The organism is Rouxiella silvae, assembly GCF_002093625.1.
Taxonomy (GTDB): domain Bacteria; phylum Pseudomonadota; class Gammaproteobacteria; order Enterobacterales; family Enterobacteriaceae; genus Rouxiella; species Rouxiella silvae.
In genome coordinates this window covers 46566-69528 of the sequence record NZ_MRWD01000007.1, presented here as the reverse complement: position 1 = coordinate 69528, position 22963 = coordinate 46566, and the positions used below count along the sequence as shown (strand labels likewise).

Sequence of the window (22963 nt, the reverse complement as noted above, 5' to 3'; positions counted from 1 at the left end):
AAAAGAAAGGCGCAGCTTACGCCGCGCCCTTCTCAATCAACGGTAATTACTGAAGAACTAATCGCGTTGATTAGCCTTTAATTTTTGCGTGCATTTCCTGGACTGAGATAACCTGCTCAGTTGGGTCGGAAGACAGCGCCATGGTGGTGGCATAACCGCCATTCATGGTGGTGTCGTAATGCACTTTATACTGCAGCGCGCTGCGGCGAATAAGCTTAGAGTCCTCAATCGCCTGACGACCCGCAGTGGTGTTGACGATATAAGCATATTCACCGTTCTTGATGCGGTCCTGAATGTGTGGACGACCTTCATGCACCTTGTTTACCTGGCGCACGGTAATACCCGCAGCGGTCAGCACTTCAGCCGTACCTTGGGTCGCATCCAGTTCGAATCCATGTTCTAGCAGCTTGCTGGCCAGTCCCACAACGCGAGCTTTATCACCTTCGCGAACCGACAGCAGCGCGCGTCCGGTTTTTTTCATACCCGACAGGCTACCCAGCTGCGCCTTGGCAAATGCTTCAGAGAAGGTACTACCGACTCCCATGACTTCACCGGTAGAGCGCATTTCAGGGCCGAGGATTGGGTCAACGCCCGGGAATTTGTTAAACGGCAGTACCACTTCTTTCACAGAGTAGTAAGGCGGGATAACTTCTTCAGTGATGCCCTGCTGTGCCAGGGTTTGCCCTGCCATCACGCGCGCGGCAACTTTCGCCAACGGTACGCCAGTTGCTTTGGAAACAAACGGCACAGTACGTGCGGCACGCGGGTTAACTTCAATCAGATACACTTCATTGTCTTTAACCGCAAACTGCACATTCATTAAACCGCGAACTGACAGCTCAAACGCTAATTTCTCAACCTGCTGACGCATGACGTCCTGAATCTCTTTGCTCAGGGTGTAAGCGGGCAGTGAACACGCAGAGTCACCGGAGTGAACACCTGCTTGCTCGATATGCTCCATGATGCCGCCAATCAGCACGCGCTCGCCGTCGCAGATGACGTCAACGTCAACTTCAACTGCATCGTCAAGGAAACGGTCAAGCAACACTGGCGCATCGTTGGACACACTCACCGCGTTCTGGAAGTAGCGACGCAGGTCAATTTCGTCGTATACGATTTCCATCGCGCGGCCGCCCAGTACGTAAGAGGGGCGCACCACCAGCGGATAACCGATGCCAACCGCTTTTTCTACTGCCTGCTCAATGGTGGCTACGGTGGCATTAGCCGGTTGTTTCAGGCCCAGACGGATAACCGCCTGCTGGAAACGCTCACGGTCTTCTGCACGGTCGATGGCGTCTGGGCTAGTACCAATGATTGGCACGCCGCAAGCTTCCAGCTCGCGAGCCAGTTTCAGCGGAGTCTGGCCGCCGTACTGCACGATAACGCCTTTTGGCTTCTCGATACGTACGATTTCCAGCACGTCTTCCAGCGTCACGGACTCGAAGTACAGACGGTCGGAGGTGTCGTAGTCGGTAGAAACCGTTTCAGGGTTACAGTTAACCATGATGGTTTCGAAGCCGTCTTCGCGCAGCGCCAGTGAGGCGTGAACGCAGCAGTAGTCGAATTCAATACCCTGACCAATACGGTTTGGACCGCCGCCCAGCACCATGATTTTTGGTTTGCCGTTGGTTGGGTTGGACTCACACTCTTCTTCATAGGTGGAGTACATGTAGGCGGTGTCAGTGGAGAACTCGGCCGCACAGGTATCAACACGCTTATAAACAGGGTGCAAATTAAAGCCGTGACGCAGTTTGCGAATTTCGCTTTCAGACACGCCAACTAGCTTGGCCAAACGCAGGTCGGCAAAACCTTTGCGCTTCAGAGTACGCAGGAAGCCGTAATCCAGCGTGTTAATACCGCCTTGTGCAACCTGCGCTTCAAGCTGAACCAGCTCTTCAATTTGCACCAGGAACCAGCGGTCAACGTTGGTCAGGTTGAAGATAGCGTCCAAGGACATGCCTGCACGGAACGCATCGGCGATGTACCAGATACGGTCAGAGCCCGCGTCTTTCAATTCGTGACGGATTTTGGTCAGCGACTCAGCATCGTCGAGATTAACGATGGGGTCAAAACCGCTGGCACCCACTTCGAGACCGCGCAGCGCTTTCTGCATCGACTCCTGGAAGGTACGGCCAATCGCCATCACTTCGCCGACTGATTTCATCTGAGTGGTCAGACGGTCGTTAGCACCGGCAAATTTCTCAAAGTTGAAACGAGGGATCTTAGTCACAACGTAGTCAATTGACGGCTCGAAAGAGGCCGGCGTTTTTCCACCGGTGATGTCGTTCATCAGCTCGTCGAGGGTATAACCCACCGCCAGTTTGGCCGCCACTTTGGCAATCGGGAAACCGGTCGCTTTTGAAGCCAGTGCTGAAGAGCGCGACACGCGCGGGTTCATTTCGATAACGATCAGACGGCCGTCTTTCGGGTTGACGGAGAACTGTACGTTTGAACCTCCGGTCTCTACGCCGATTTCACGCAGTACCGCCAGTGAGGCGTTACGCATGATTTGATATTCTTTGTCAGTCAGGGTCTGAGCAGGCGCCACGGTGATAGAGTCACCCGTGTGGATGCCCATGGCGTCGAAGTTTTCGATTGAACAAACGATGATGCAGTTGTCGTTTTTATCACGCACCACTTCCATCTCGTACTCTTTCCAACCGATCAGCGACTCGTCAATCAGCAACTCTTTGGTTGGCGAGAGGTCCAGACCGCGGGTACAAATCTCTTCGAACTCTTCGTGGTTGTACGCAATACCGCCGCCGGTGCCGCCCATGGTAAAGGAAGGACGGATAATGCAGGGGAAGCCAACGTCGGCGGCAATCACCAGCGCTTCTTCCATGTTATGTGCGATACCTGAACGCGCTGTGCCCAGGCCGATTTTCTTCATCGCGATATCGAAGCGACGGCGGTCTTCTGCCTTGTCGATAGCGTCGGCGGTGGCGCCAATCATGGTTACACCGAACTCGGCAAGTACGCCCTGACGCTCAAGCTCCAGCGCACAGTTCAGTGCAGTCTGGCCGCCCATAGTTGGCAGTACGGCGTCTGGACGCTCTTTTTCAATAATTTTGCGCACAACTTCCCAGTGAATAGGTTCAATGTAGGTTGCATCGGCCATTTCAGGGTCAGTCATGATGGTGGCTGGGTTAGAGTTCACCAAAATAACGCGGTAACCTTCTTCGCGCAGCGCTTTACACGCCTGGGCACCGGAGTAGTCGAACTCACAGGCCTGCCCGATAACAATCGGACCTGCGCCCAGAATCAGGATGCTTTTTATGTCTGTACGTTTTGGCATTTTAAATCGCTCCTGTTCTCTTATTTGTCGCTGTTGCGGTAGGCTTCGATCAGTTCAATGAAGTGATCGAACAAAGGTGCTGCATCGTGAGGACCTGGGCTCGCTTCAGGGTGACCCTGGAAGCAGAACGCTGGCTTGCTGGTGTGATGCAAACCTTGCAACGTACCGTCGAACAGTGATTTGTGCGTAGTGCGTAACGTGTCCGGCAGGCTGGCTTCTTCTACCGCAAAACCGTGGTTCTGTGCGGTGATCATCACGGTGTTGTTATCAAGATTTTTAACCGGATGGTTGCCGCCGTGGTGTCCAAACTTCATTTTTGACGTCTTGGCACCGCAGGCCAGTGCCAACAGTTGGTGGCCCAGGCAGATACCGAACACGGGGATTTCAGTGGTCAGGAAAGTCTTGATGGCCGCAATCGCGTAGTCACATGGCTCTGGGTCACCTGGGCCGTTTGACAGGAAGATGCCGTCCGGATTGAGCTTGAGCACGTCTTCTGCAGACGTTTTTGCCGGCACCACCGTCAGGCGACAGCCGCGGTCAACCAGCATGCGCAAAATGTTGCGCTTTACGCCGTAATCGTAGGCCACGACGTGGAAAGGTAAATCCTCAGCTTTCATCGCTTCCGGCAAATCGCCTTCAAGAGTCCAGCTACCCTGCTGCCAGCTGTAAGACTCTTGCGTGGAGACTTCTTTCGCCAGGTCCATGCCTTTCAGCCCAGGGAAAGCCTTGGCTTTTTCCAGGGCCAGCACGGCGTCCACGTTATCACCGGCAATGATGCAACCGTTCTGCGCGCCCTTTTCACTCAGCAAGCGAGTCAGCTTACGCGTGTCGATATCCGCGATGCCTACGATGTTATGGCGCTTGAGGTAATCAGAAAGGGTTTCTTCATTACGGTAGTTGCTGGCAATCAGAGGGAGGTCGCGAATAACCAGACCTTGAGCGTGTACTGCGGAGGATTCTTCATCAGCGGCGTTAGTGCCGACATTGCCGATATGAGGATAAGTAAGAGTAACGATCTGGCGGGAATAGGAAGGATCAGTGAGGATTTCTTGATAACCGGTCATCGACGTATTGAAGACCACTTCCCCTACTGCCGTTCCCTCTGCCCCGATGGCCCGACCGTGGAATTGGGTTCCGTCTTCCAGAACCAATAGCGCTGACTTTATCAAAGCATCCTCCAAGAATAATCAATCATTATATTTGCATATTAATTCAGATCCAGTGACCTAATCAATGCAAAAATTGCACTCAGAGCGGTAATTTTTTCTACCCTAAAAGCTAATTTTTGGCAAATTGCGCGCATTCTAATGATGAGCGTTTGGTTTGTCCACCAAAAGCACCATTATTTTACTGTTTTTTGCTGCACTCAGTGAAATGAGCACCGAATAGCGATAAAAGGACAGGATAAGTAAGCATAGTAAACGTTTGCGGGGAGGTTTGTCTGAAAAAATCGATTTTTAACGCAGTTTACATAATCATTATGAAACGAGCTGGTTAATTTACATCCAATACGGTAATCAATCCATCAATAAGACATTAAAATAAAGCCTTGAATAACAAATTTCTTCATAACACCTATTTTACAAACAAAAGAAAAGGGCAATAAAATAACTGCCCTTTTATCAAAACATTATGATTAAAACAACCACATCACGATTGTTGGAGAACCTTATAAATCTTCAAGACCCAAGACATCTTTCATGTCATAAAGACCATTTTTCTTGGATGAAACCCATTTACCTGCACGAACCGCACCATTAGCAAAGGTCATGCGGCTGGAAGCCTTATGTGTAATCTCGACGCGCTCGCCAATATCAGCAAACATTGCGGTGTGTTCACCGACAATATCACCGGCGCGAATAGTCGCAAAACCAATGCTCATTGGGTCGCGCTCACCGGTGTGGCCTTCACGGGCATAGACCGCACAGTCTTTTAAATCGCGGCCTAGCGCACCTGCAATTGCCTCACCCATCGCCAATGCCGTGCCTGATGGTGCATCGACTTTATGACGGTGGTGTGCCTCAACGATTTCAATGTCGGTGTAGTCGCCCATCACTTTTGCCGCTTTCTCAAGCAGCTTTAATACTACGTTGACGCCAACGCTAAAGTTAGCGGCGAAAACGATAGGGATCTGCTGAGCAGCCTGACTAATTGCCGCCTTACCTGCATCATCAAAACCCGTCGTGCCGATAATCATGCCTTTACCGTGTTTTTGGCAGAAGCCAAGGTACTCAATGGTACCTTCAGGACGGGTGAAATCGATTAAAATATCGAAATCATCAACCACGGCCTCGAGGCTGTCACTTACGCGAACATTCATCACGCCCACACCGGCCAGTTCACCCGCATCGGTACCGACCCATGAAGATCCTCTGCGCGCTAATGCCGCACCCAGCACCACGCCTTCAGCCTGCTGTACGGCCTGAATCAGCTGGCGGCCCATGCGCCCACCGGAACCGGCAATCGCCATGCGGATATCAGCTTTGCTCATAATTTCTCTCTTTATTAATGTGTGCTGCCATAAAACAGAATCAGGTTAACCACCCCGCTCCATCACGGCCAGTAAAATTGCCTCATAATTAGAAAATTATGATAGAGGCGCGCTAGCATCAGTAAATCTATTTTGCTCTGATTGAATAATGTCGGACATCTCCCTTCAACCACAAGATAAATCAACACTATCTGCCCTTTTGATAAAAATGCACCGAAATGAATAACCATTCAAAAAGATGAATAATGTGCGTTTGAGCACGTTTTTCCAGTGGCGTTTCTGTCGACGGGGATGAATTTATTAGTGGTGATATAAATAATTCATATTTCGTTATTGGATTTTGCCGAACCGTTATGTTAATAAATAGCCAGCTAATTTTAAGCCTATGAATTATTGCAAAAGCAAAATTATATAAGCTAAACAATAATCACGGCATGTCAATAAGTTAGCTATTTGATATTTTTATTTAAAAACAGACTATTACGCAATGAGTGTCGATATTCTAACAAGGCAGGCTGCGGCATAGATCTTTCATGCTCGTTAATCCCCCTCGTGCATAACAAGGGAAATTAGGATGCCAACACAGCATTGGCACCTGGAGTCGTTATGAAATTTAAAATGAATAGGGTTTCACAAACGGTTGTCGCCGGCCTGCTATTGGGTGGCGCATCTTTCGCAGCACAGGCAGAAATCACGCTTATCAAACAAGATCCCCAACCTTATGACCTGCTTAGCCGTCTCGACTTTAAAGTCGGCGGCAGTATTCGTCCACAGGTTGTCAATACGATGGGCAACTCAGATAAGGGTTCATACAAAAACAACGGCTATGACGGCGGCACCCGTTTCCGCTTCTCCGCTGATTATTTCCTGTTTGATGATATTCACTGGATTAGCTATTACGAACTGGGTGTGAATATTCCAGCCGTATTCGACTGGGATCAACACTATGCAAAAGGCGCACATGACACCACCCGTCGCCAGCTGTATACCGGCTTCAAGAGCAAAACCTACGGTACGTTGACTTATGGTCAGCAGAACAGCATCTATTATGATGTTGTCGGCGCTAAAACTGACGTGTGGGATGACGACATGTTAGCCCAGGCTCCAGGCAACGGGATCAACGGTGACTACGATGGTTCTTATCGTTCACGCAAGATGTTGAAATACAAGTACGCAGCGGGTCCAGTGGATCTTTATGCCGCTTACCTGTTCTCAGACGATGACCTGCTTGAATCCAATAACCTGGCGTACAAACGTAAAGGCGGCGGCTCCGTTGGTGCAAACTGGCACATCAACGACACGTTAACTTGGGGTACGGCGTATAACTACACCAGCGCTGAAGTTAAGAACCGTGCCGCTGGCGGCTCTAAAGACTATGACCAGAGCATTTTGGGTACAGCACTGTCGTGGACGCCGGGCAACTGGACACTTTCTGCAGGCGGCGGCTGGTATCACAACTTCCTGACCACCAAAATCAACAACGATCAGGACTACTTCGCGGGCAACGCCTACGGTGTGGAATACTACGCCGGTTACAACATCCCAATCAAACAATACGCAATCAAGAGCATTCAACCGTACTTCATGGGTGACCATCTGAAATACGTGAGCGGTCGTGACTACCAGCGTACTGACAACGGCGTGGGCATTGCGATGAAACTCGACTACGGCTTCCAGGTTGATTTCGAGCACATGATCACCAACTCTACCGACAATATCGGCGACCTGAACCTGGTTCGCTTGTACTACAACTTCTAATCTATGTTGTAGTAACCCGTCTTTATGCATTACCCAGCCTGCTGAAACATCAGCAGGCTTTTTTTTGCTCTCGTCACCGTAACTTTAGGCTTCTGCTTCCCCCTTGCGGCAAAGCGCAGCTAAACTCATAGCACAGACACTTTTTTAGATTTTGCAGGAGAAACGTTGATGACCGCATTTTTGAGGTCCGAGATCACTGCCGTTAACGATTATCGCGCCGAGTTGGGTGAGACCCCCGTCTGGTGCCAGCGCACCCAGTCCCTGCTGTGGATGGATATTCTTAACCAGCGGCTGCTGCGCTACTGGCCTGAAACCGAGGCCTTCGAACAGCGCGAGCTTCCGTCAGTTACCAGCGCGGCGCTGTTGACAGAAAAGCAGGACACTTTTTTGCTGGTCACTCAGGACGGTATTTCACTTTACGACTATCCCAATCAAATTTTCACTCCGCTCTGTGACTATGCGGGTGCTGAAGGTACAAGGCCCAACGAAGCGGCGATCGCCCCCGATGGTTCTCTGTGGTATGGCTCGATGGACCTCAAAGAAAAAGAGAAAATAGGCGCTTGGTTCCGCTATGAAATCGGTGACTCTGCGCCAGTGCTGATGATGGACAAGGTCGGCACGCCGAATACTCTGGCCTGGTACGAGGGGAAAGTATGGTTTGCCGACAGCACGCAGAAACGTTTTTACTCCGGCAGTGCCAGAAGAATCAATCCTTTAAAACTTTCCTGCTTCTCCTCGGGTGATAAAACGCCGGATGGTTCAACACTGACTGAAGACGGCATATTGCTGACCGCCTGCTGGGGAAGCCACTGCCTGCTGCGTCAGCAGATCAATCAGGGTGAACTGCTGACACTGGATACTTTAAAAGTGCCAGTGACTCAGCCAAGCTGTTGCACCTTTGGCGGTGCGGATATGCGGCGGCTGTTTATTACGTCGGCGAGAAAAGAGTTAGAAAATCCGGGGGCAATAGAGGGTGCGCTGCTGCAGGTTGAAACCTCAACGCGCGGCGCGGGGCAGTATCAGTTTAGACTTTAGGCGTTACTGCTGCGCCTTCCCACGCTGTAAAGACCGAAGGAAGGGGGGCTAAATGCAAAAATAGTCGCTGAAGATATGCACGGCTTTCTGGCATTTATTCTCCTCCCCAACTTTTTTGGGGAGGGCTAAGTTGGAAGGTTTTTAAAAATCAGCCTACCGCTTTAATATCGATACGCAGCTCTTTTGGAACTTCGAAAACGATATTTTCTTCACGGCCGTCCATGTTAACAACGCCGAGGCAGCCCAGCGTTTTCAGACGGTCGATCACTTCCTGTACCAGAATATCTGGCGCAGAAGCACCGGCAGTTACGCCAACGCTGAGCGCGCCTTTAACCCACTCCTCTTTGATATCTTCCGCAGAATCAATCAGGTAAGAAGGTTTACCGACACGCTGTGCCAGCTCGGCAAGGCGATTGGAGTTAGAGGAATTTTTAGAACCGACCACGAGCACCACGTCAGCATCGTCAGACAGGTTACGCACCGCTTCCTGACGGTTGGTAGTGGCATAGCAGATGTCATCTTTACGCGGCCCCACAATTTTCGGAAAACGCTCGCGCAGCGCGTCTATCACTTCCGATGTATCATCAACCGACAGCGTGGTCTGCGTCATGAAGCACAGGTTGTCCGGATCTTTCACGTCCAGCTTAGATACGTCAGCCGGTGACTCCACCAGATACATGCCGCCGTTGGGGTTGTTGTACTGCCCCATAGTGCCTTCCACTTCTGGGTGACCGGCGTGACCAATCAGGATGGCTTCAGTCCCTTTACGGCTGGCACGCGCCACTTCCATATGCACTTTCGTCACCAACGGACAGGTGGCGTCAAACACGGTCAGATCGCGCGATTTCGCTTCGGTTCGCACCGCCTGAGACACGCCGTGCGCAGAGAAGATCAGGATAGAACCGTCTGGCACTTCGCTGATTTGCTCAATGAATACCGCACCGCGCTGACGCAGGCTGTCTACGACATAACGGTTATGCACCACTTCATGACGCACGAAAATTGGCGCGCCGTAAAGCTCGAGAGCACGTTCAACAATGGTAATGGCACGGTCAACACCGGCACAGAAACCTCGTGGGTTAGCCAGCAGAACTTGCATTAGACGCCTCCATTTCAGGGTCTATCTTTAACACTTCAATATCAAAATCAATATGTTGCCCGGCTAATGGGTGATTGAAATCGACGGTAACCGAACCTTCGGTCACTTCGCGAACCACGCCGGGCATTTCACTGCCGTCACGAGTAGTGAACAGCATGATGGTACCGACGTCAGGAACGCCAGTCTCCAAAAAATCACGCAGGGGGAAGAACTGAATCAGGTCGGGGCTTTGGGTCCCAAACGCTGACTCAGACGAGAGCGTAAAGGATTTTTTATCACCAATACGCAGACCCAGCAGCTGGTTTTCCAGCGCGTCTGACAGGCTACCGTCACCCAGTCTGAACAAAGCGGGTTTGCCGTGACTGAGCGTCGATTCCGCCGTAGAGCCATCTTCCAGCTTCAGCGTGAAATGAACCAGCACCGCGCTGTCGTGTATCACCTGCTCGGTCATTCTCTTATCCCTTACTTTTTGCCGTTTTGTCCGGTGAAGACATAAAGCCCTCAAGGACAACTAACACTGCACCGACGCAAATAAAACTGTCGGCCAGGTTGAATATGGGGTAATGCCAATCTTTCACATAAAAATCGATGAAGTCGATGACAAAACCGTGAACCATGCGGTCAAACAGATTGCCCAGCGCACCGCCGATAATCATCGCAAACGCGATGTTGTTCAGCTTTTGCCTGCCACTGCTGCGGTACATCAGCACCAGCAGAACGACGACAATAACTAAGGCAATGGCGGCAAAGAACCAGCGCTGCCACCCGCCCTTGTCTGCCAGGAAACTGAAGGCAGCGCCCGGATTATGCGCATAAGTCAGATTGAAAAACGGGATCAGCGGCATTGATTCGCCAAGTTGGAAATGATCCATCACCCACACTTTGCTGCCGAGATCCAGCACTAGCACAAGAACCGCCAGCCAAAGCCAGCGGAGTCCGGTAGAACAAATAGGTTTAGCCATTATGCAAATTCGCGCTCTTCACCGTCACCGGCGATGTTGGTCGCACAACGTCCGCAAACTTGCGGATGCGCTGCATCATGTCCCACGTCGGTGGTGAAGTGCCAGCAACGCGGACACTTCTCGCCCGCCGCTTTTTCCAGACCGATTTTCAGGCCCTTCACTAGCTCGCTTGCGATTGCCGCGTCGTCAGCCGCCGACAGCGGTGCCACTTTAGCGCCAGAGGTCAGCAGCACGAAGCGCAGTTCGTTGCCCAGGCTGTTGAGCTTGGTGGCCAGAGCATCGTCAGCAAACAGTGTCACGGAGGCTTCAAGCGATCCGCCCAGACGTTTGTCGGCACGCGCCTGCTCTAGCACCTTGTTAACTTCGGTGCGGACTTTCAGCAGTTCGGCCCAGAACTCATCGTTCATTGGCTGAGACTGCTCAAGACCAAACAGGCCATCGTACCACTCTTCGGTGAACACAAACTTCTCGCGTGCGCCCGGCAGGAAGCCCCAGATCTCGTCGGCTGTGAAGGACATGATAGGTGCCATCCAGCGAACCAGCGCTTCCGAAATATAGTAAAGCGCCGTTTGACAGCTGCGGCGCGCCACGCTGTCGCTTTTCGCGGTGTACTGACGGTCTTTGATGATATCCAGATAGAAAGAACCCATCTCGACCGAACAGAACTGCATCAGACGCTGCACTACGCCGTGGAAATCATAACGCTCATAGGCGGCTACAATCTCTTCCTGCGCGGCTTTGGCACGGCCAACGGCCCAACGGTCCAGCACAACCATCTCTTCCGGTTTCACGCAGTCTGTTGCGGGATTAAAACCATTAAGGTTGGCGAGCAGGAAGCGCGCGGTGTTACGGATGCGACGATAAGAGTCAGCAGCACGTTTGAGGATCTCGTCCGACACGGCGATTTCACCGGTATAGTCGGTTGAGGCCACCCACAGACGCAGAATGTCGCCACCCAGCTTGTTCATCACGTCCTGAGGGCTGACGGTGTTGCCGATGGATTTAGACATTTTGCGGCCCTGACCGTCCACGGTAAAGCCGTGAGTCAGCACCTGTTTGTAAGGCGCCTTGCCTTTCATCGCGGTAGAAATCATCAGCGATGACATGAACCAGCCGCGGTGTTGGTCAGAACCTTCCAGATACATGTCCGGTTCGTGGCCGTTAAATTCAGGACGCACTGCCACCACGGAAGAGTGGGTGGAACCGGAATCGAACCACACGTCTAGTGTGTCAGGCACTTTCACATAATCGGCCGCATCGCTGCCCAGAATATCTTCAGGGTTGAGATCCCACCACGCCTGAATGCCGTCAACTTCAACGCGTTTAGCGACTTCTTCCATCAGCTCAAGGCTGCGCGGGTGAAGCTGCTCGGTCTCTTTATGCACGAACAGAGACATCGGCACACCCCAGGTACGCTGACGGGAAATACACCAGTCAGGGCGGTTGGCAACCATGTTTTCGATACGCGCCTGGCCCCACTCGGGGATCCACTGCACGCCCTTGATCTCTTCCAGAGATTTAGCACGCAGGCCTTTCTGGTCCATGCTCACAAACCACTGAGGCGTAGCGCGGAAGATGATCGGCGACTTGTGACGCCAGCAGCACGGGTAGCTGTGGGTGAATTTTTCGAAATGCACCAGTGCGTCGTGCTCACGCAGGATTTCGACGATAAGGTCGTTCGCCTTGAACACAAACTTGCCGTCCAGCGCAGGGTAAGTGCCTGGCAGATAGCAGCCGTTCGGGCCGACCGGGTTTGCCACTTCCAAACCGTATTTCTGGCCGATCACGAAGTCATCAGGACCGTGGCCCGGTGCCGTGTGAACGGCACCGGTACCGGCGTCTAATGTCACGTGGTCACCTAGGATTGCTGGCACGTCGAAATCAAGGAACGGGTGCTTGAAGCGCAGCAGTTCGAGACTGGCACCTTTGCACTGGCCCAGCACGGTCCACTCGCTCACGCCGATGCGCTGCATCACGCTGGCGACCAAATCGGTGGCCAGAATCAGGCAACGGCCTTCAATCTGCACCAACTGATAATCAAACTCGGCGTTCAGTGAAATAGCGCGGTTGGCCGGCATGGTCCACGGCGTGGTGGTCCAGATAACCAGTGAAACAGGGCCGTTAAAGGACGCGGCGCCAAATTTAGCGGCGACAGCGGCGGCATCAACGGCGTTGAACGCCACGTCGATAGCCGGAGACGTCTTGTCGTAATACTCAACTTCAGCTTCCGCTAAAGAAGAACCACAGTCGGTACACCAGTGAACCGGCTTGGCGCCTTTGTGCAGGTGGCCATTGCCGATGATTTTGCCCAGCGCACGAATAATGTTGGCTTCAGTTTTGAAGTCCATCGTCAGGTACGGGTGATCCCAGTCGCCCAGTACGCCCAGACGGATGAAGTCGGCTTTCTGCCCTTCAACCTGTTCGGCGGCGTATTTACGGCAAGCCGCGCGGAACTCGGCGGCGGTGACTTTCTCACCTGGCTTGCCAATCAGCTGCTCAACCTTGAGCTCGATAGGCAGACCGTGACAGTCCCAGCCTGGAACATAAGGCGAGTCATAGCCAGCCATCCCTTTAGACTTAACAATAATGTCTTTGAGAATCTTGTTTACTGAGTGACCAATATGAATGCTGCCGTTCGCATACGGAGGGCCGTCATGCAAAATAAAGGATTTTTTGCCCTTTTTGGCCGCGCGGATAATCCCGTACAAGTCCTGCTTATACCAATTATCCAGCATGGCAGGTTCGCGCTTGGCTAAATCGCCACGCATCGGGAACCCTGTTTCCGGCAAGTTCAGGGTATTCTTAAAGTCACTCATAAGATTCTCGGTTCCGTTTTTCGGCTTGAAGCCGGGCTACTTGGTTATTGCGCTAAGATAAAGCTCAAATAAGTTTCAACCCAAAAAATTCACGGGCTGTTTGCTCGTCGTTAGCAATCTGCTGCTTCAACGCATCGAGCGATGCGAAACGTTGTTCATTGCGCAGTTTTGCGCGGAGCACCACGTCAATATGGCGCCCGTATAGATCTAATGTGGTGTCGAGCAGGTGAACTTCCAACTGCTTGCGAACGCCGTTGACTGTCGGTCGCGTCCCAATGTTTGCCACGCCGGGCAGAGGCTCCGGGCCTAATCCCAAGACTTCAACCGCATAGACGCCTTTAACCGGACTGACTAAACGTTTAAGCGGGACGTTGGCCGTCGGGAAGCCGATGGTGCGGCCCAGTTTGTCGCCGTGCACTACCCTTCCCGAAATACTGAAAGGATGGCCGAGGAGATTTGCGGCCAGCGCCAGCTCGTCATCGCGCAGCGCATCGCGAATGGCAGTACTGCTAATGCGATGCCCGCCCTCGCGGAAGGTCTGGGTGCTGACAATGTCAAAGCCGTATTCGGTGCCCGCGCTTAACAGCAGCGTGAAATCACCGAGTCTGGCGGCCCCAAAGCGGAAATCGTCACCTACGGTCAGAAACTTCACGCCGAGCTTTTCAACCAGCAGTTGCGAAACAAATGCTTGAGCACTGTTGGCGGCGAAACGCGGGTCGAATTTTACGCACAATAAATAGTCTATCCCGCACTCGGCGAGATATTTAGCCTTGTCACGCAGGTTGGTCAAGCGCGCCGGTGCCTTCTCCGCTGAGAAAAGCTCGAGAGGCTGAGGCTCGAAAATCATCACCATGACCGGTAACCCCAAACGTTGACCTTCCAGTTTCAGCTGGTCGATCAAGGCCTGATGGCCACGATGTACACCGTCAAAATTACCAATAGTGAGAACGCACCCGTGGTGACGTGCTCGAATATTGTGTATCCCGCGAATTAGCTCCATAACAGGCTCAAATCCATAGCTGGCTCAAAACAGAGGAAATCGGCGGATTATACCTTGTACAGCCAATAAGGTTAACCAGCGATTGGTGGGATCGCAGTAATCTCTCATTGATATTGTACTTTTTTTGGTATCAGGGCGACTTGGCCGAAGATTATCTCTATACTCGACGCAGAATAACAGTGAGGCTTCTTTGAAAACCCCGTTTTCGTCAATCCATTCTGTTTTCTCAAAAAAACTCAGCATTAACAATCTCTGTTGGAAGAATAATCACTTCTTAACTGAATTTTATTGCGATGGGCTGTATTCTGCGGCCGGAAGCTGTTAAAATCCTGCGCCATCACAACGTAACAAGCGTCGCTTGAAGTTCGGATGAAGTTCGAGCAAAGAAACGGCGCTTATTTGCACAAATCCGTTGACAAAAGAAGTCCGAAAAGGCATATTCCTCGGCCTTCGAATTGTCCTCAATAGAAAAATATTTGGGAGTTGGACCTTGGCTAACATCAAATCAGCTAAGAAACGCGCCGTACAATCAGAAAAACGCCGTCAGCATAACGCTAGCCGTCGTTCAATGATGCGTACCTTTATCAAAAAGGTACACACGGCTATTGCAGCTGGTGACAAAGAAGCTGCACAAAATGCATTCAACGCAATGCAACCAATTGTGGACCGTCAGTCCTGTAAAGGCCTGATCCACAAGAACAAAGCTGCGCGTCATAAGTCAAACCTGACGGCGCAAATCAACGCAATGCAATAATCGCATTTTGTTGAGAGCTTGATAAAAAAACCGGCAATTGCCGGTTTTTTTATATCTGTAATTCCACTCTGGCCTTAAGCCTGTTTTGCTGGTAACGCACGACTCAGCAGCAAGTATCCAATCACCGCAGCAAGTACCGACCCCATCAAAATCCCAATCTTGGCATAAATCATCATCGAAGCATCCGCATCGCCAAACGCCAACGACGCCAAAAATATCGACATGGTGAAGCCAATTCCGCACAGCACCGAGACGGCAGCAATTTGCTTAAAGTTAACGCCAGGCGGAAGGCGAGTGATTTTCAGCTTCATTGATACCCAACAAAACAGCATGATGCCAATCGGTTTACCCAACAACAGACCCGCCGCAATGCCCATCGGCAGCAATGACATTACGCCTTCGACAGTGACGCCCTGCAACGATACACCCGCATTCGCAAAGGCAAACAGCGGCAAAATCAGCCACGCCACCCAAGGATGAATGCCGTGCTCTACGCGACGCGCAGGTGACTTGCCTTCAGTCTTAAGCGGGATCAGGAAACCTAAAATAACGCCAGCCAGCGTGGCGTGAATGCCAGATTGCAAAACGCAGACCCACAGGAAAATCCCTAACACCACGTACGGGGTCAGCTTGGTCACGCCGCGGAAATTCAGCCAGGCAAGCGCGGCAATGGCTAACACAGAAAGCATCAATGCCGTCACAGAGGCATCGTGACTGAAGAACACGGCAATGATGATGATAGCCCCGAGGTCATCAATAATCGCCAACGCCAGCAGGAACACCTTGAGACTGGTTGGCACGCGTGAGCCGAGCAGCGCCATCACACCTAATGCAAAGGCGATATCGGTCGCGGCTGGAATAGCCCATCCCTGACGAGCCACGTCGTCTGCACCGTTAAACGACAAATAGATAAGTACGGGAACGAACATTCCCCCCAATGCAGCAATAGCGGGAAATAGCGCCTGTTCACGGCTGGAAAGCGCGCCTTCAAGGAGCTCTCGCTTAACTTCGAGGCCGATCATCAGGAAAAATATTGCCATCAGTCCGTCGTTAATCCACAGCAGCAGCGGCTTGTCGAGCCCGGCAGACCCAATGCCCACCTTGACTGGCATGTTGAGGAAATCAAGATAGATGTCACTCAACGGAGTATTGGCCATGATCAGTGCGACGATGGCGGCTGCAATTAAGACAATTCCGCCCGACGCTTCCATACGTAAGAACTGCCGAATTAGGTTTGTCACACTTATACACTCCTATTAAAAACGCTGTCCGTGAATAAAAGACACGGAGTAAGATCTGAAGTGTACGCAGATGTCGGCGTGGGCAAAAGTCGTTTATAGCCAAGCGAGTGGACAGATGTCGATACAAACAAAAATCCCCGGCCTTTCAGCCAGGGATTTGGTGTTAAATACGAATTTTTCTAAATTTTAGCGCGTCAGATCGTCAAAAAACTTCTTCACGCCATCCAGGAAGCTTTTGGATCGTGGGCTGTTTTTCTCACCCGATGCCCCGCCAAAGCTCTCTTCCAAGTCGCGAAGCAGCTGCTTTTGCTTCTCGTTAAGGCTAACAGGTGTTTCGACCACGACGCGGCACAGCAGGTCGCCCTGAGCACCACCGCGAACGGATTTCACGCCGCGAGCGCGCATGCGGAACAGTTTGCCCGTTTGCGTCTCGGAAGGGATTTTTAGCTTCACGCGGCCATCGAGGGTTGGCACTTCAATTTCGCCCCCCAGTGCAGCCATAGCAAAGTTGATCGGTACTTCACAGTACAGATTATTGCCTTCGCGCTCGAAAATCTTGTGCGCCTTAACCTGAACCTGAACATACAGATCGCCCGCTGGTGCGCCCTGCTCGCCCGCTTCGCCTTCACCTTCGAGACGAATGCGGTCACCGGTGTCAACGCCTGCTGGGATCTTGACTGACAGCGTTTTGGCGCGCTCTACGCGGCCATGACCGTGACACTTGGTGCAAGGGTCTTTAATAATGTTGCCACGACCGTGACAGGTCGGGCAGGCCTGCTGCACGGTGAAGAAGCCCTGGCGCATCTGCACCTGGCCCTGACCGTGACAGGTAGGACAGCTGACAGGTTTGCTGCCCGCTTTAGCACCGCTACCGTGGCAAACATCGCACTCTTCCAACGTAGGGATACGAATTTCTTTGGTTACGCCACGGACAGCCTCTTCAAGAGTCAGGTCCATATTATAACGCAGGTCTGAACCGCGACTTGCGCGTTGACGACGGCCGCCACCAAAGATATCGCCAAAGACGTCACCAAAGATGTCGCTGAAATCGCCACCGCCACCGCCGCCGCCGTAACCACCACCGCCACCCATACCGCCTTGTTCAAAGGCTGCGTGACCGTATTGATCGTAGGCCGCACGCTTTTGCGCATCGGTCAGAATTTCATAGGCTTCTTTAATTTCTTTGAATTTGCTTTCGGACTCTTTATCGCCCTGATTGCGGTCAGGGTGATGTTTCATTGCCAGGCGCTTATAAGCCTTTTTGATTTCGCGCTCGTCCGCCGATTTAGAGACGCCCAAAATCTCATAGTAATCTTGCTTCGCCATGCCTTTGCTACCCTCAACATGCGTGCACGGGCGTAGAGTTACCTCGACGCCCGTGCTGGTTATCAATATTCCCCTCATCGTTCGAAACACAGGGGTGTTGGCCGCGTTTACTCACTCCAGTCACTTACCGATGTAAGCTCCTGAAGTGACTTCACTTACCGCCTACCTGTATTTCAAATGCTTTCGGGTACGTATCGATTACTTTGCCTCAAGGGCAATTATTTTTTGTCTTTAACTTCTTCGAATTCAGCATCGACAACGTCGTCGTCTTTCTTCGCGCTAGCGTCGCCGCCTTCAGCCTGAGCTTCTTGCTGAGCCATTTCCATCAGCTTGCCAGAAACTTGAACCAGAGCCTGGGTTTTCGCTTCGATTTCAGCTTTGTCTTCGCCTTTTGCTGCAACTTCAAGCGCTTTCAATGCTTCTTCGATAGCCGTTTTATCTTCAGCTGGCAATTTGTCACCGGCTTCAGTCAGCTGCTTGTGCGTGCTGTGGATCAGGTGGTCCGCTTGGTTGCGAGTCTGAACCAGCTCTTCGAACTTGCGGTCTGACTCGGCGTTAGCTTCCGCGTCGTTAACCATTTTCTGGATCTCTTCTTCGCTCAGACCAGAAGACGCCTTGATGGTTATCTTCTGCTCACGGCCGGTATTTTTGTCTTTAGCAGACACGTGAAGAATGCCGTCGGCGTCGAGGTCGAAGGTCACTTCGATCTGAGCCATACCGCGTGGTGCTGCCTGAATACCGTCCAGGTTAAACTGACCCAGAGACTTGTTGTCGCTTGAACGCTTACGCTCACCCTGCACCACGTGGATGGTTACCGCAGACTGGTTGTCTTCAGCGGTAGAGAACACCTGGCTGTGCTTGGTTGGGATAGTGGTGTTCTTGGTGATCAGCGGAGTCATCACGCCGCCCATGGTTTCGATACCCAGGGACAGTGGAGTCACGTCGAGCAACAGAACGTCTTTAACTTCACCAGACAATACGCCGCCCTGAACCGCAGCACCGATGGCCACTGCTTCGTCCGGGTTAACGTCTTTACGTGGTTCTTTACCGAAGAAGTCAGAAACTTTCTTCTGAACCATTGGCATACGTGTCTGACCACCGACCAGGATAACGTCCTGGATGTCGGAAACAGACAGGCCTGCGTCTTTCAATGCAACTTTCAGTGGCTCGATTGAACGGGCAACCAAGTCTTCAACCAGAGATTCCAGTTTTGCACGGGTTACTTTGATGTTCATGTGTTTCGGGCCGCTGCCGTCAGCAGTGATGTACGGCAGGTTAACGTCGGTCTGTTGTGCTGAAGACAGCTCAATTTTAGCCTTCTCTGCCGCTTCTTTCAGACGCTGCATTGCCAGTGGATCATTACGCAGATCCATACCTTGGTCTTTCTTAAATTCTTCAACGAGGTAGTTAATCAGACGGCTATCGAAGTCTTCACCACCGAGGTGGGTGTCACCGTTGGTAGACAGAACTTCGAAGGTTTTTTCGCCATCAACTTCGTCGATTTCGATAATAGAGATATCGAAAGTACCGCCGCCCAGGTCGTATACCGCAATAGTGCGGTTACCCACTTCGCGATCCAGGCCGTAAGCCAGTGCTGCTGCGGTAGGTTCGTTGATAATACGTTTTACTTCCAGACCTGCGATACGGCCGGCGTCTTTGGTTGCCTGACGCTGTGCATCGTTGAAGTATGCAGGAACGGTGATAACGGCTTCAGTCACTGGCTCGCCCAGGTAATCTTCAGCAGTTTTCTTCATTTTCTTCAACACTTCTGCAGAGATCTGCGGAGGTGCAATTTTTTGACCTTTAACATCAATCCAGGCGTCACCGTTGTCAGCACCGACGATGCTGTAAGGCATGATGCCTTTATCACGCTGAACTTCTTCGTCCTGGAAGCGACGACCAATCAGACGCTTGATAGCAAACAGCGTGTTCTGCGGGTTAGTGACGGCCTGACGCTTAGCAGGTTGGCCAACCAGGATTTCACCGTCCTGCGCATAAGCAATGATTGAAGGAGTGGTGCGATCCCCTTCGGCGTTTTCAAGCACGCGTGCTTTGTTGCCGTCCATGATCGCTACACAAGAGTTGGTTGTACCCAAGTCGATTCCAATAATTCTACCCATCTAAAACGTCTCCACTAAAATTCATTATTCGTTGAGGTTGTTACTCTATATGCGGACGGTTTTCATCTTTTCAACTGTCCGATATTGCTTAAGACCGGCGGTAACAACTGCGGTTGAGAATAAGATGGGGCCATGTTGCCCAGCATCAAGGGCAAGAGTGAAAAAAATTCTTCTTAATTGCCGTTTGAGATCAATATTCAGCCTTTCTCCCCTCTTTATGATCCCCGTCGCTCAGGCTTTGACGTAATAATCGCCAATTTTTCTGAGATGAAGCACTCTTCCCCTGCCCAAACGCGCGGGGATAACTATATAGAACGACGATTTTTTTCAGGACATCCATGCAACATTGCAAACTCGCCAATCCCGCCCCACTCGGCCTAATGGGATTCGGCATGACCACTATTTTATTAAATCTGCATAACGCAGGCTTCTTCCCGATGAGCGCCGTGATTATCAGCATGGGCATTTTCTTCGGCGGTATTGCTCAGATTCTGGCTGGCATGCTGGAGTATAAGAAAGGCAACACCTTTGGTATGACCGCGTTTACCGCCTATGGCGCATTCTGGCTAAGCCTGATAGGCATTCTATTATTGCCAAAAATGGGTCTGGCCGATGCCAGCAACGATAAGCAGCTCGGCGCTTATTTAGCCCTGTGGGGCATTTTCACACTGTTTATGTTCGTGGGCTCATTGAGACACAACCGTGCACTGCAAATCGTATTTGGCAGCCTGACACTGCTCTTTGCCATGCTGGCCGGCGGCCATTTATTGGGGGATGCCGACCTGCTGCGCCTAGCAGGCTACGAAGGTATTTTCTGCGGAGCCAGCGCCATCTATCTGGCGATGGCCGAGGTGATTAACGAGCAGTATGGGCGTAACCTGCTGCCCATTGGCGAATAACAGATTGGGAAACGCGTTGAACCTATAAAGGCAGCGGAGTCGCTCTCGCGGCTGCGCTGCCGTGACATTTTATTAGCCGCCGGAAATGGAATCGGCCAACCGCGCGTCGACAGCGGACTCACTGTTTAAGTCGCGATTTAGATAAATTCCCAATCCCAAACCTATCCCCGCCAGCGCCAGCACGTAGTACGCCGGAGCCATGGGTGTCAGGTGCATAATCAGGGTGACAAAAATTGGCGTCAGCCCGCCGAAGATGGCGTAGGAAACATTATAAGAGAATGAAATGCCGGTAAAACGCAGCGCCGACGGGAAAGCGCGAACCATCACATAAGGCACTGCCCCCACCACGCCAATGCTGAATCCCACCAGCGTATACATCGGCTTAAGTAGCGAGTTGTCCTGGGCAACCAGATAGTAGAACGACCCACTGCACACGCCCATAAAAAGACTGCCAATAATAAAGGTTTTGCTTGAACCTATGCGGTCTACTGTCCAACCCGCGACAATACAGCCAAACAGCAGTGCAATTGTCGCCATACTGTTAGCCTGTAACGTCAGCGCCGCCGGGATCCCCAGTTGTTTTTGCAAATAGGTCGGCGTCATCAAAATAACCACCACAATTCCGGCCGAAAGCAGCCAGGTCATCAACATCGACACCACAACCTCTTTCTTATGATCAGCAAGTACCGACTTCAGCGGCAGACTTTGTGACAGCGCCTTATGCGCCTTCATCTCAAGGAAAATAGGCGTTTCCTGTAGCCAGCGGCGCAAATACAAAGCAATCAATCCAAAGATCCCGCCGAGGAAAAAGGGAATTCTCCAACCTCCGTGAAGAATAGACGACGCAGGCAGCAGGGTATTAATCAGCGTGGCCACCAGTGAACCGAGCAGAATACCGGCGGTGAGGCCGGCAGTCAGCGTACCGCAGGCAAAACCGATGCGCTTACGTGGAACATGTTCAGCCACAAACACCCAGGCACCCGGCACTTCTCCGCCAATGGCCGCGCCCTGAAGCAGGCGCATCAGCAGCAGCAAGAGCGGAGCGGCAATACCGATTGAGGAATAGGTTGGCAAAAGTCCGATGGCTAGCGTAGGCAACGCCATTAAGAGAATACTCAGGCTGAACATGCGCTTACGGCCAACCAGGTCGCCAAAATGCGCCATCACGATGCCACCTAGCGGACGAGCCAGATATCCGGCGGCAAAAATGCCAAAAGTTTGCACCTGCCGCAGCCAGTCAGGCATGGTCGATGGGAAGAATAGATCGCCAATTACCGCCGCGAAAAAGACGAAAATAATAAAGTCGTAGAATTCCAGAGCGCCACCTAAGGCAGCGAGAGAGAGGGTTTTGTAGTCCTGCCGGTTGAGCCGGCGATTATTGTCGAGTTGCATAAGATACCTGGAGCACCGAGTTGAGGTAAAAAATATTGCCGCCTTATGTAAAGTAAACATTACTATAAACGGCAGATAATTTTCACACCACAGACTCTGAATCTTATAGCAGTAATAGGCTAACTTTAGTTTTTTGTATCGCGGATTGCGTTCTTCGGACGAAATGCTGCTACCCTTTGGCTGTCCGTCTCAATGTAAGGCCCATCCAAAAGCTGTATACAATACGGTACACTGGCAAAAATCCCTGACACAATAACTTTACCGTCGGCGTCTTTTAGGCCCTCGAGCGTTTCTTTGATTGATTTTGGCTGTCCGGGAAGGTTAAGGATAAGCGCCTGCTTGCGGATAACCCCCACCTGACGCGACAAAATAGCCGTAGGCACAAAGTGCAGACTTATCTGGCGCATCTGTTCGCCGAAACCGGGCATCAAGCGGTCGGCGACGGCCATTGTGGCATCAGGCGTGACGTCACGACGCGCCGGACCGGTGCCGCCGGTGGTCAAAACCAAATGACAGCCGGCCTCATCCACCAGCTCGCAGAGAGCCTGTTCAATCAGAGGCTGTTCGTCCGGAATTAAGCGTTTTTCGAGACTGAAAGGGGTAGTAATTGCCTGTTCCAGCCACGCTTCCAGCGCCGGAATGCCTTTATCCTGATATACCCCACTCGAAGCCCGGTCTGAAACCGACACTAGGCCAATACGTAATTTATCCATTTGTTTCCTCCAGGACGTCTGTGCAAGACAGCGCACGGTGCGCACACAGCAAAAGACGAGTA

At 51.8% G+C, this 22963-nt stretch carries 17 protein-coding genes; 4 read left to right on the top strand and 13 right to left on the bottom strand.

The annotated features are described in order from the left end of the window. Positions 1-70: 70 nt before the first annotated feature. The 3 genes from carB to dapB all read right to left on the bottom strand — a co-directional run bounded on the left by carB (position 71) and on the right by dapB (position 5786). Positions 71-3295: a carbamoyl-phosphate synthase large subunit gene (gene carB, locus BS639_RS04520; protein WP_084982357.1), complete on the bottom strand. Its 3225-nt coding sequence runs from the start codon at positions 3293-3295 to the stop codon at positions 71-73. 20 nt (positions 3296-3315) lie between these two features. Further along, positions 3316-4464 carry a glutamine-hydrolyzing carbamoyl-phosphate synthase small subunit gene (gene carA, locus BS639_RS04515; RefSeq protein ID WP_072156423.1) on the bottom strand — a complete coding sequence of 383 codons (1149 nt, stop codon included), beginning with the start codon at positions 4462-4464 and terminating at the stop codon, positions 3316-3318. 500 nt (positions 4465-4964) lie between these two features. Next, the gene (dapB, locus tag BS639_RS04510; RefSeq protein ID WP_055774766.1) at positions 4965-5786 is read right to left on the bottom strand and encodes a 4-hydroxy-tetrahydrodipicolinate reductase; all 822 of its coding nucleotides are present in this window, start codon (positions 5784-5786) and stop codon (positions 4965-4967) included. A 606-nt stretch (positions 5787-6392) separates the two neighbouring features. On the opposite strand from dapB, the gene BS639_RS04505 reads away from it, so the two are divergent. Next, on the top strand, positions 6393-7544 hold the full coding sequence (locus BS639_RS04505; protein WP_055774763.1) for a porin: 1152 nt from the start codon (positions 6393-6395) through the stop codon (positions 7542-7544). Between the two features lie 168 nt (positions 7545-7712). Beyond that, entirely contained in the window at positions 7713-8579 is an 867-nt protein-coding gene (locus BS639_RS04500) for an SMP-30/gluconolactonase/LRE family protein (protein ID WP_055774761.1), read from the top strand. Between the two features lie 148 nt (positions 8580-8727). Here BS639_RS04500 and ispH read toward each other — a convergent pair whose 3' ends face one another. The 5 genes from ispH to ribF form a co-directional block, all read right to left on the bottom strand. Continuing rightward, positions 8728-9678: a 4-hydroxy-3-methylbut-2-enyl diphosphate reductase gene (ispH, locus tag BS639_RS04495; RefSeq protein ID WP_055774756.1), complete on the bottom strand. Its 951-nt coding sequence runs from the start codon at positions 9676-9678 to the stop codon at positions 8728-8730. Continuing rightward, complete coding sequence (gene fkpB / locus BS639_RS04490; RefSeq protein ID WP_084982356.1) at positions 9659-10129, bottom strand: FKBP-type peptidyl-prolyl cis-trans isomerase; 471 nt, start codon at positions 10127-10129, stop codon at positions 9659-9661. The genes ispH and fkpB overlap by 20 nt, the downstream gene beginning before the upstream one ends. Positions 10130-10133: 4 nt before the next feature. Next, on the bottom strand, positions 10134-10640 hold the full coding sequence (lspA, locus tag BS639_RS04485; RefSeq protein ID WP_055774750.1) for a signal peptidase II: 507 nt from the start codon (positions 10638-10640) through the stop codon (positions 10134-10136). After that, a complete protein-coding gene (gene ileS, locus BS639_RS04480; protein WP_084982355.1) occupies positions 10640-13456 on the bottom strand; it encodes an isoleucine--tRNA ligase in 2817 nt (938 codons plus the stop codon). Before ileS ends, lspA begins: the two co-directional genes overlap by 1 nt. 64 nt (positions 13457-13520) lie before the next feature. Further along, positions 13521-14456: a bifunctional riboflavin kinase/FAD synthetase gene (ribF, locus tag BS639_RS04475; protein WP_055774743.1), complete on the bottom strand. Its 936-nt coding sequence runs from the start codon at positions 14454-14456 to the stop codon at positions 13521-13523. A 490-nt stretch (positions 14457-14946) separates the two neighbouring features. On the opposite strand from ribF, the gene rpsT reads away from it, so the two are divergent. Further along, a complete protein-coding gene (gene rpsT, locus BS639_RS04470; protein WP_084982354.1) occupies positions 14947-15210 on the top strand; it encodes a 30S ribosomal protein S20 in 264 nt (87 codons plus the stop codon). Positions 15211-15284: 74 nt separating this feature from the next. On the opposite strand, the gene nhaA is transcribed toward rpsT, so the two are convergent. The 3 genes from nhaA to dnaK all read right to left on the bottom strand — a co-directional run bounded on the left by nhaA (position 15285) and on the right by dnaK (position 19897). Then, complete coding sequence (nhaA, locus tag BS639_RS04465) at positions 15285-16451, bottom strand: Na+/H+ antiporter NhaA (protein WP_055774740.1); 1167 nt, start codon at positions 16449-16451, stop codon at positions 15285-15287. A 186-nt stretch (positions 16452-16637) separates the two neighbouring features. Then, the gene (dnaJ, locus tag BS639_RS04460; protein WP_055774737.1) at positions 16638-17777 is read right to left on the bottom strand and encodes a molecular chaperone DnaJ; all 1140 of its coding nucleotides are present in this window, start codon (positions 17775-17777) and stop codon (positions 16638-16640) included. Positions 17778-17995: 218 nt separating this feature from the next. Then, complete coding sequence (gene dnaK / locus BS639_RS04455; RefSeq protein ID WP_055774733.1) at positions 17996-19897, bottom strand: molecular chaperone DnaK; 1902 nt, start codon at positions 19895-19897, stop codon at positions 17996-17998. Positions 19898-20235: 338 nt separating this feature from the next. On the opposite strand from dnaK, the gene satP reads away from it, so the two are divergent. After that, complete coding sequence (satP, locus tag BS639_RS04450; protein WP_055774730.1) at positions 20236-20796, top strand: acetate uptake transporter; 561 nt, start codon at positions 20236-20238, stop codon at positions 20794-20796. A 72-nt stretch (positions 20797-20868) separates the two neighbouring features. Here the strand turns inward: satP and BS639_RS04445 are convergent, their stop codons facing one another. Beyond that, positions 20869-22188, bottom strand: a complete 1320-nt coding sequence (locus tag BS639_RS04445) for an MFS transporter (protein WP_084982353.1) — start codon at positions 22186-22188, stop codon at positions 20869-20871. Positions 22189-22313: 125 nt separating this feature from the next. Beyond that, complete coding sequence (mog, locus tag BS639_RS04440; protein WP_055774724.1) at positions 22314-22901, bottom strand: molybdopterin adenylyltransferase; 588 nt, start codon at positions 22899-22901, stop codon at positions 22314-22316. Between the last annotated feature and the right edge of the window lie 62 nt (positions 22902-22963).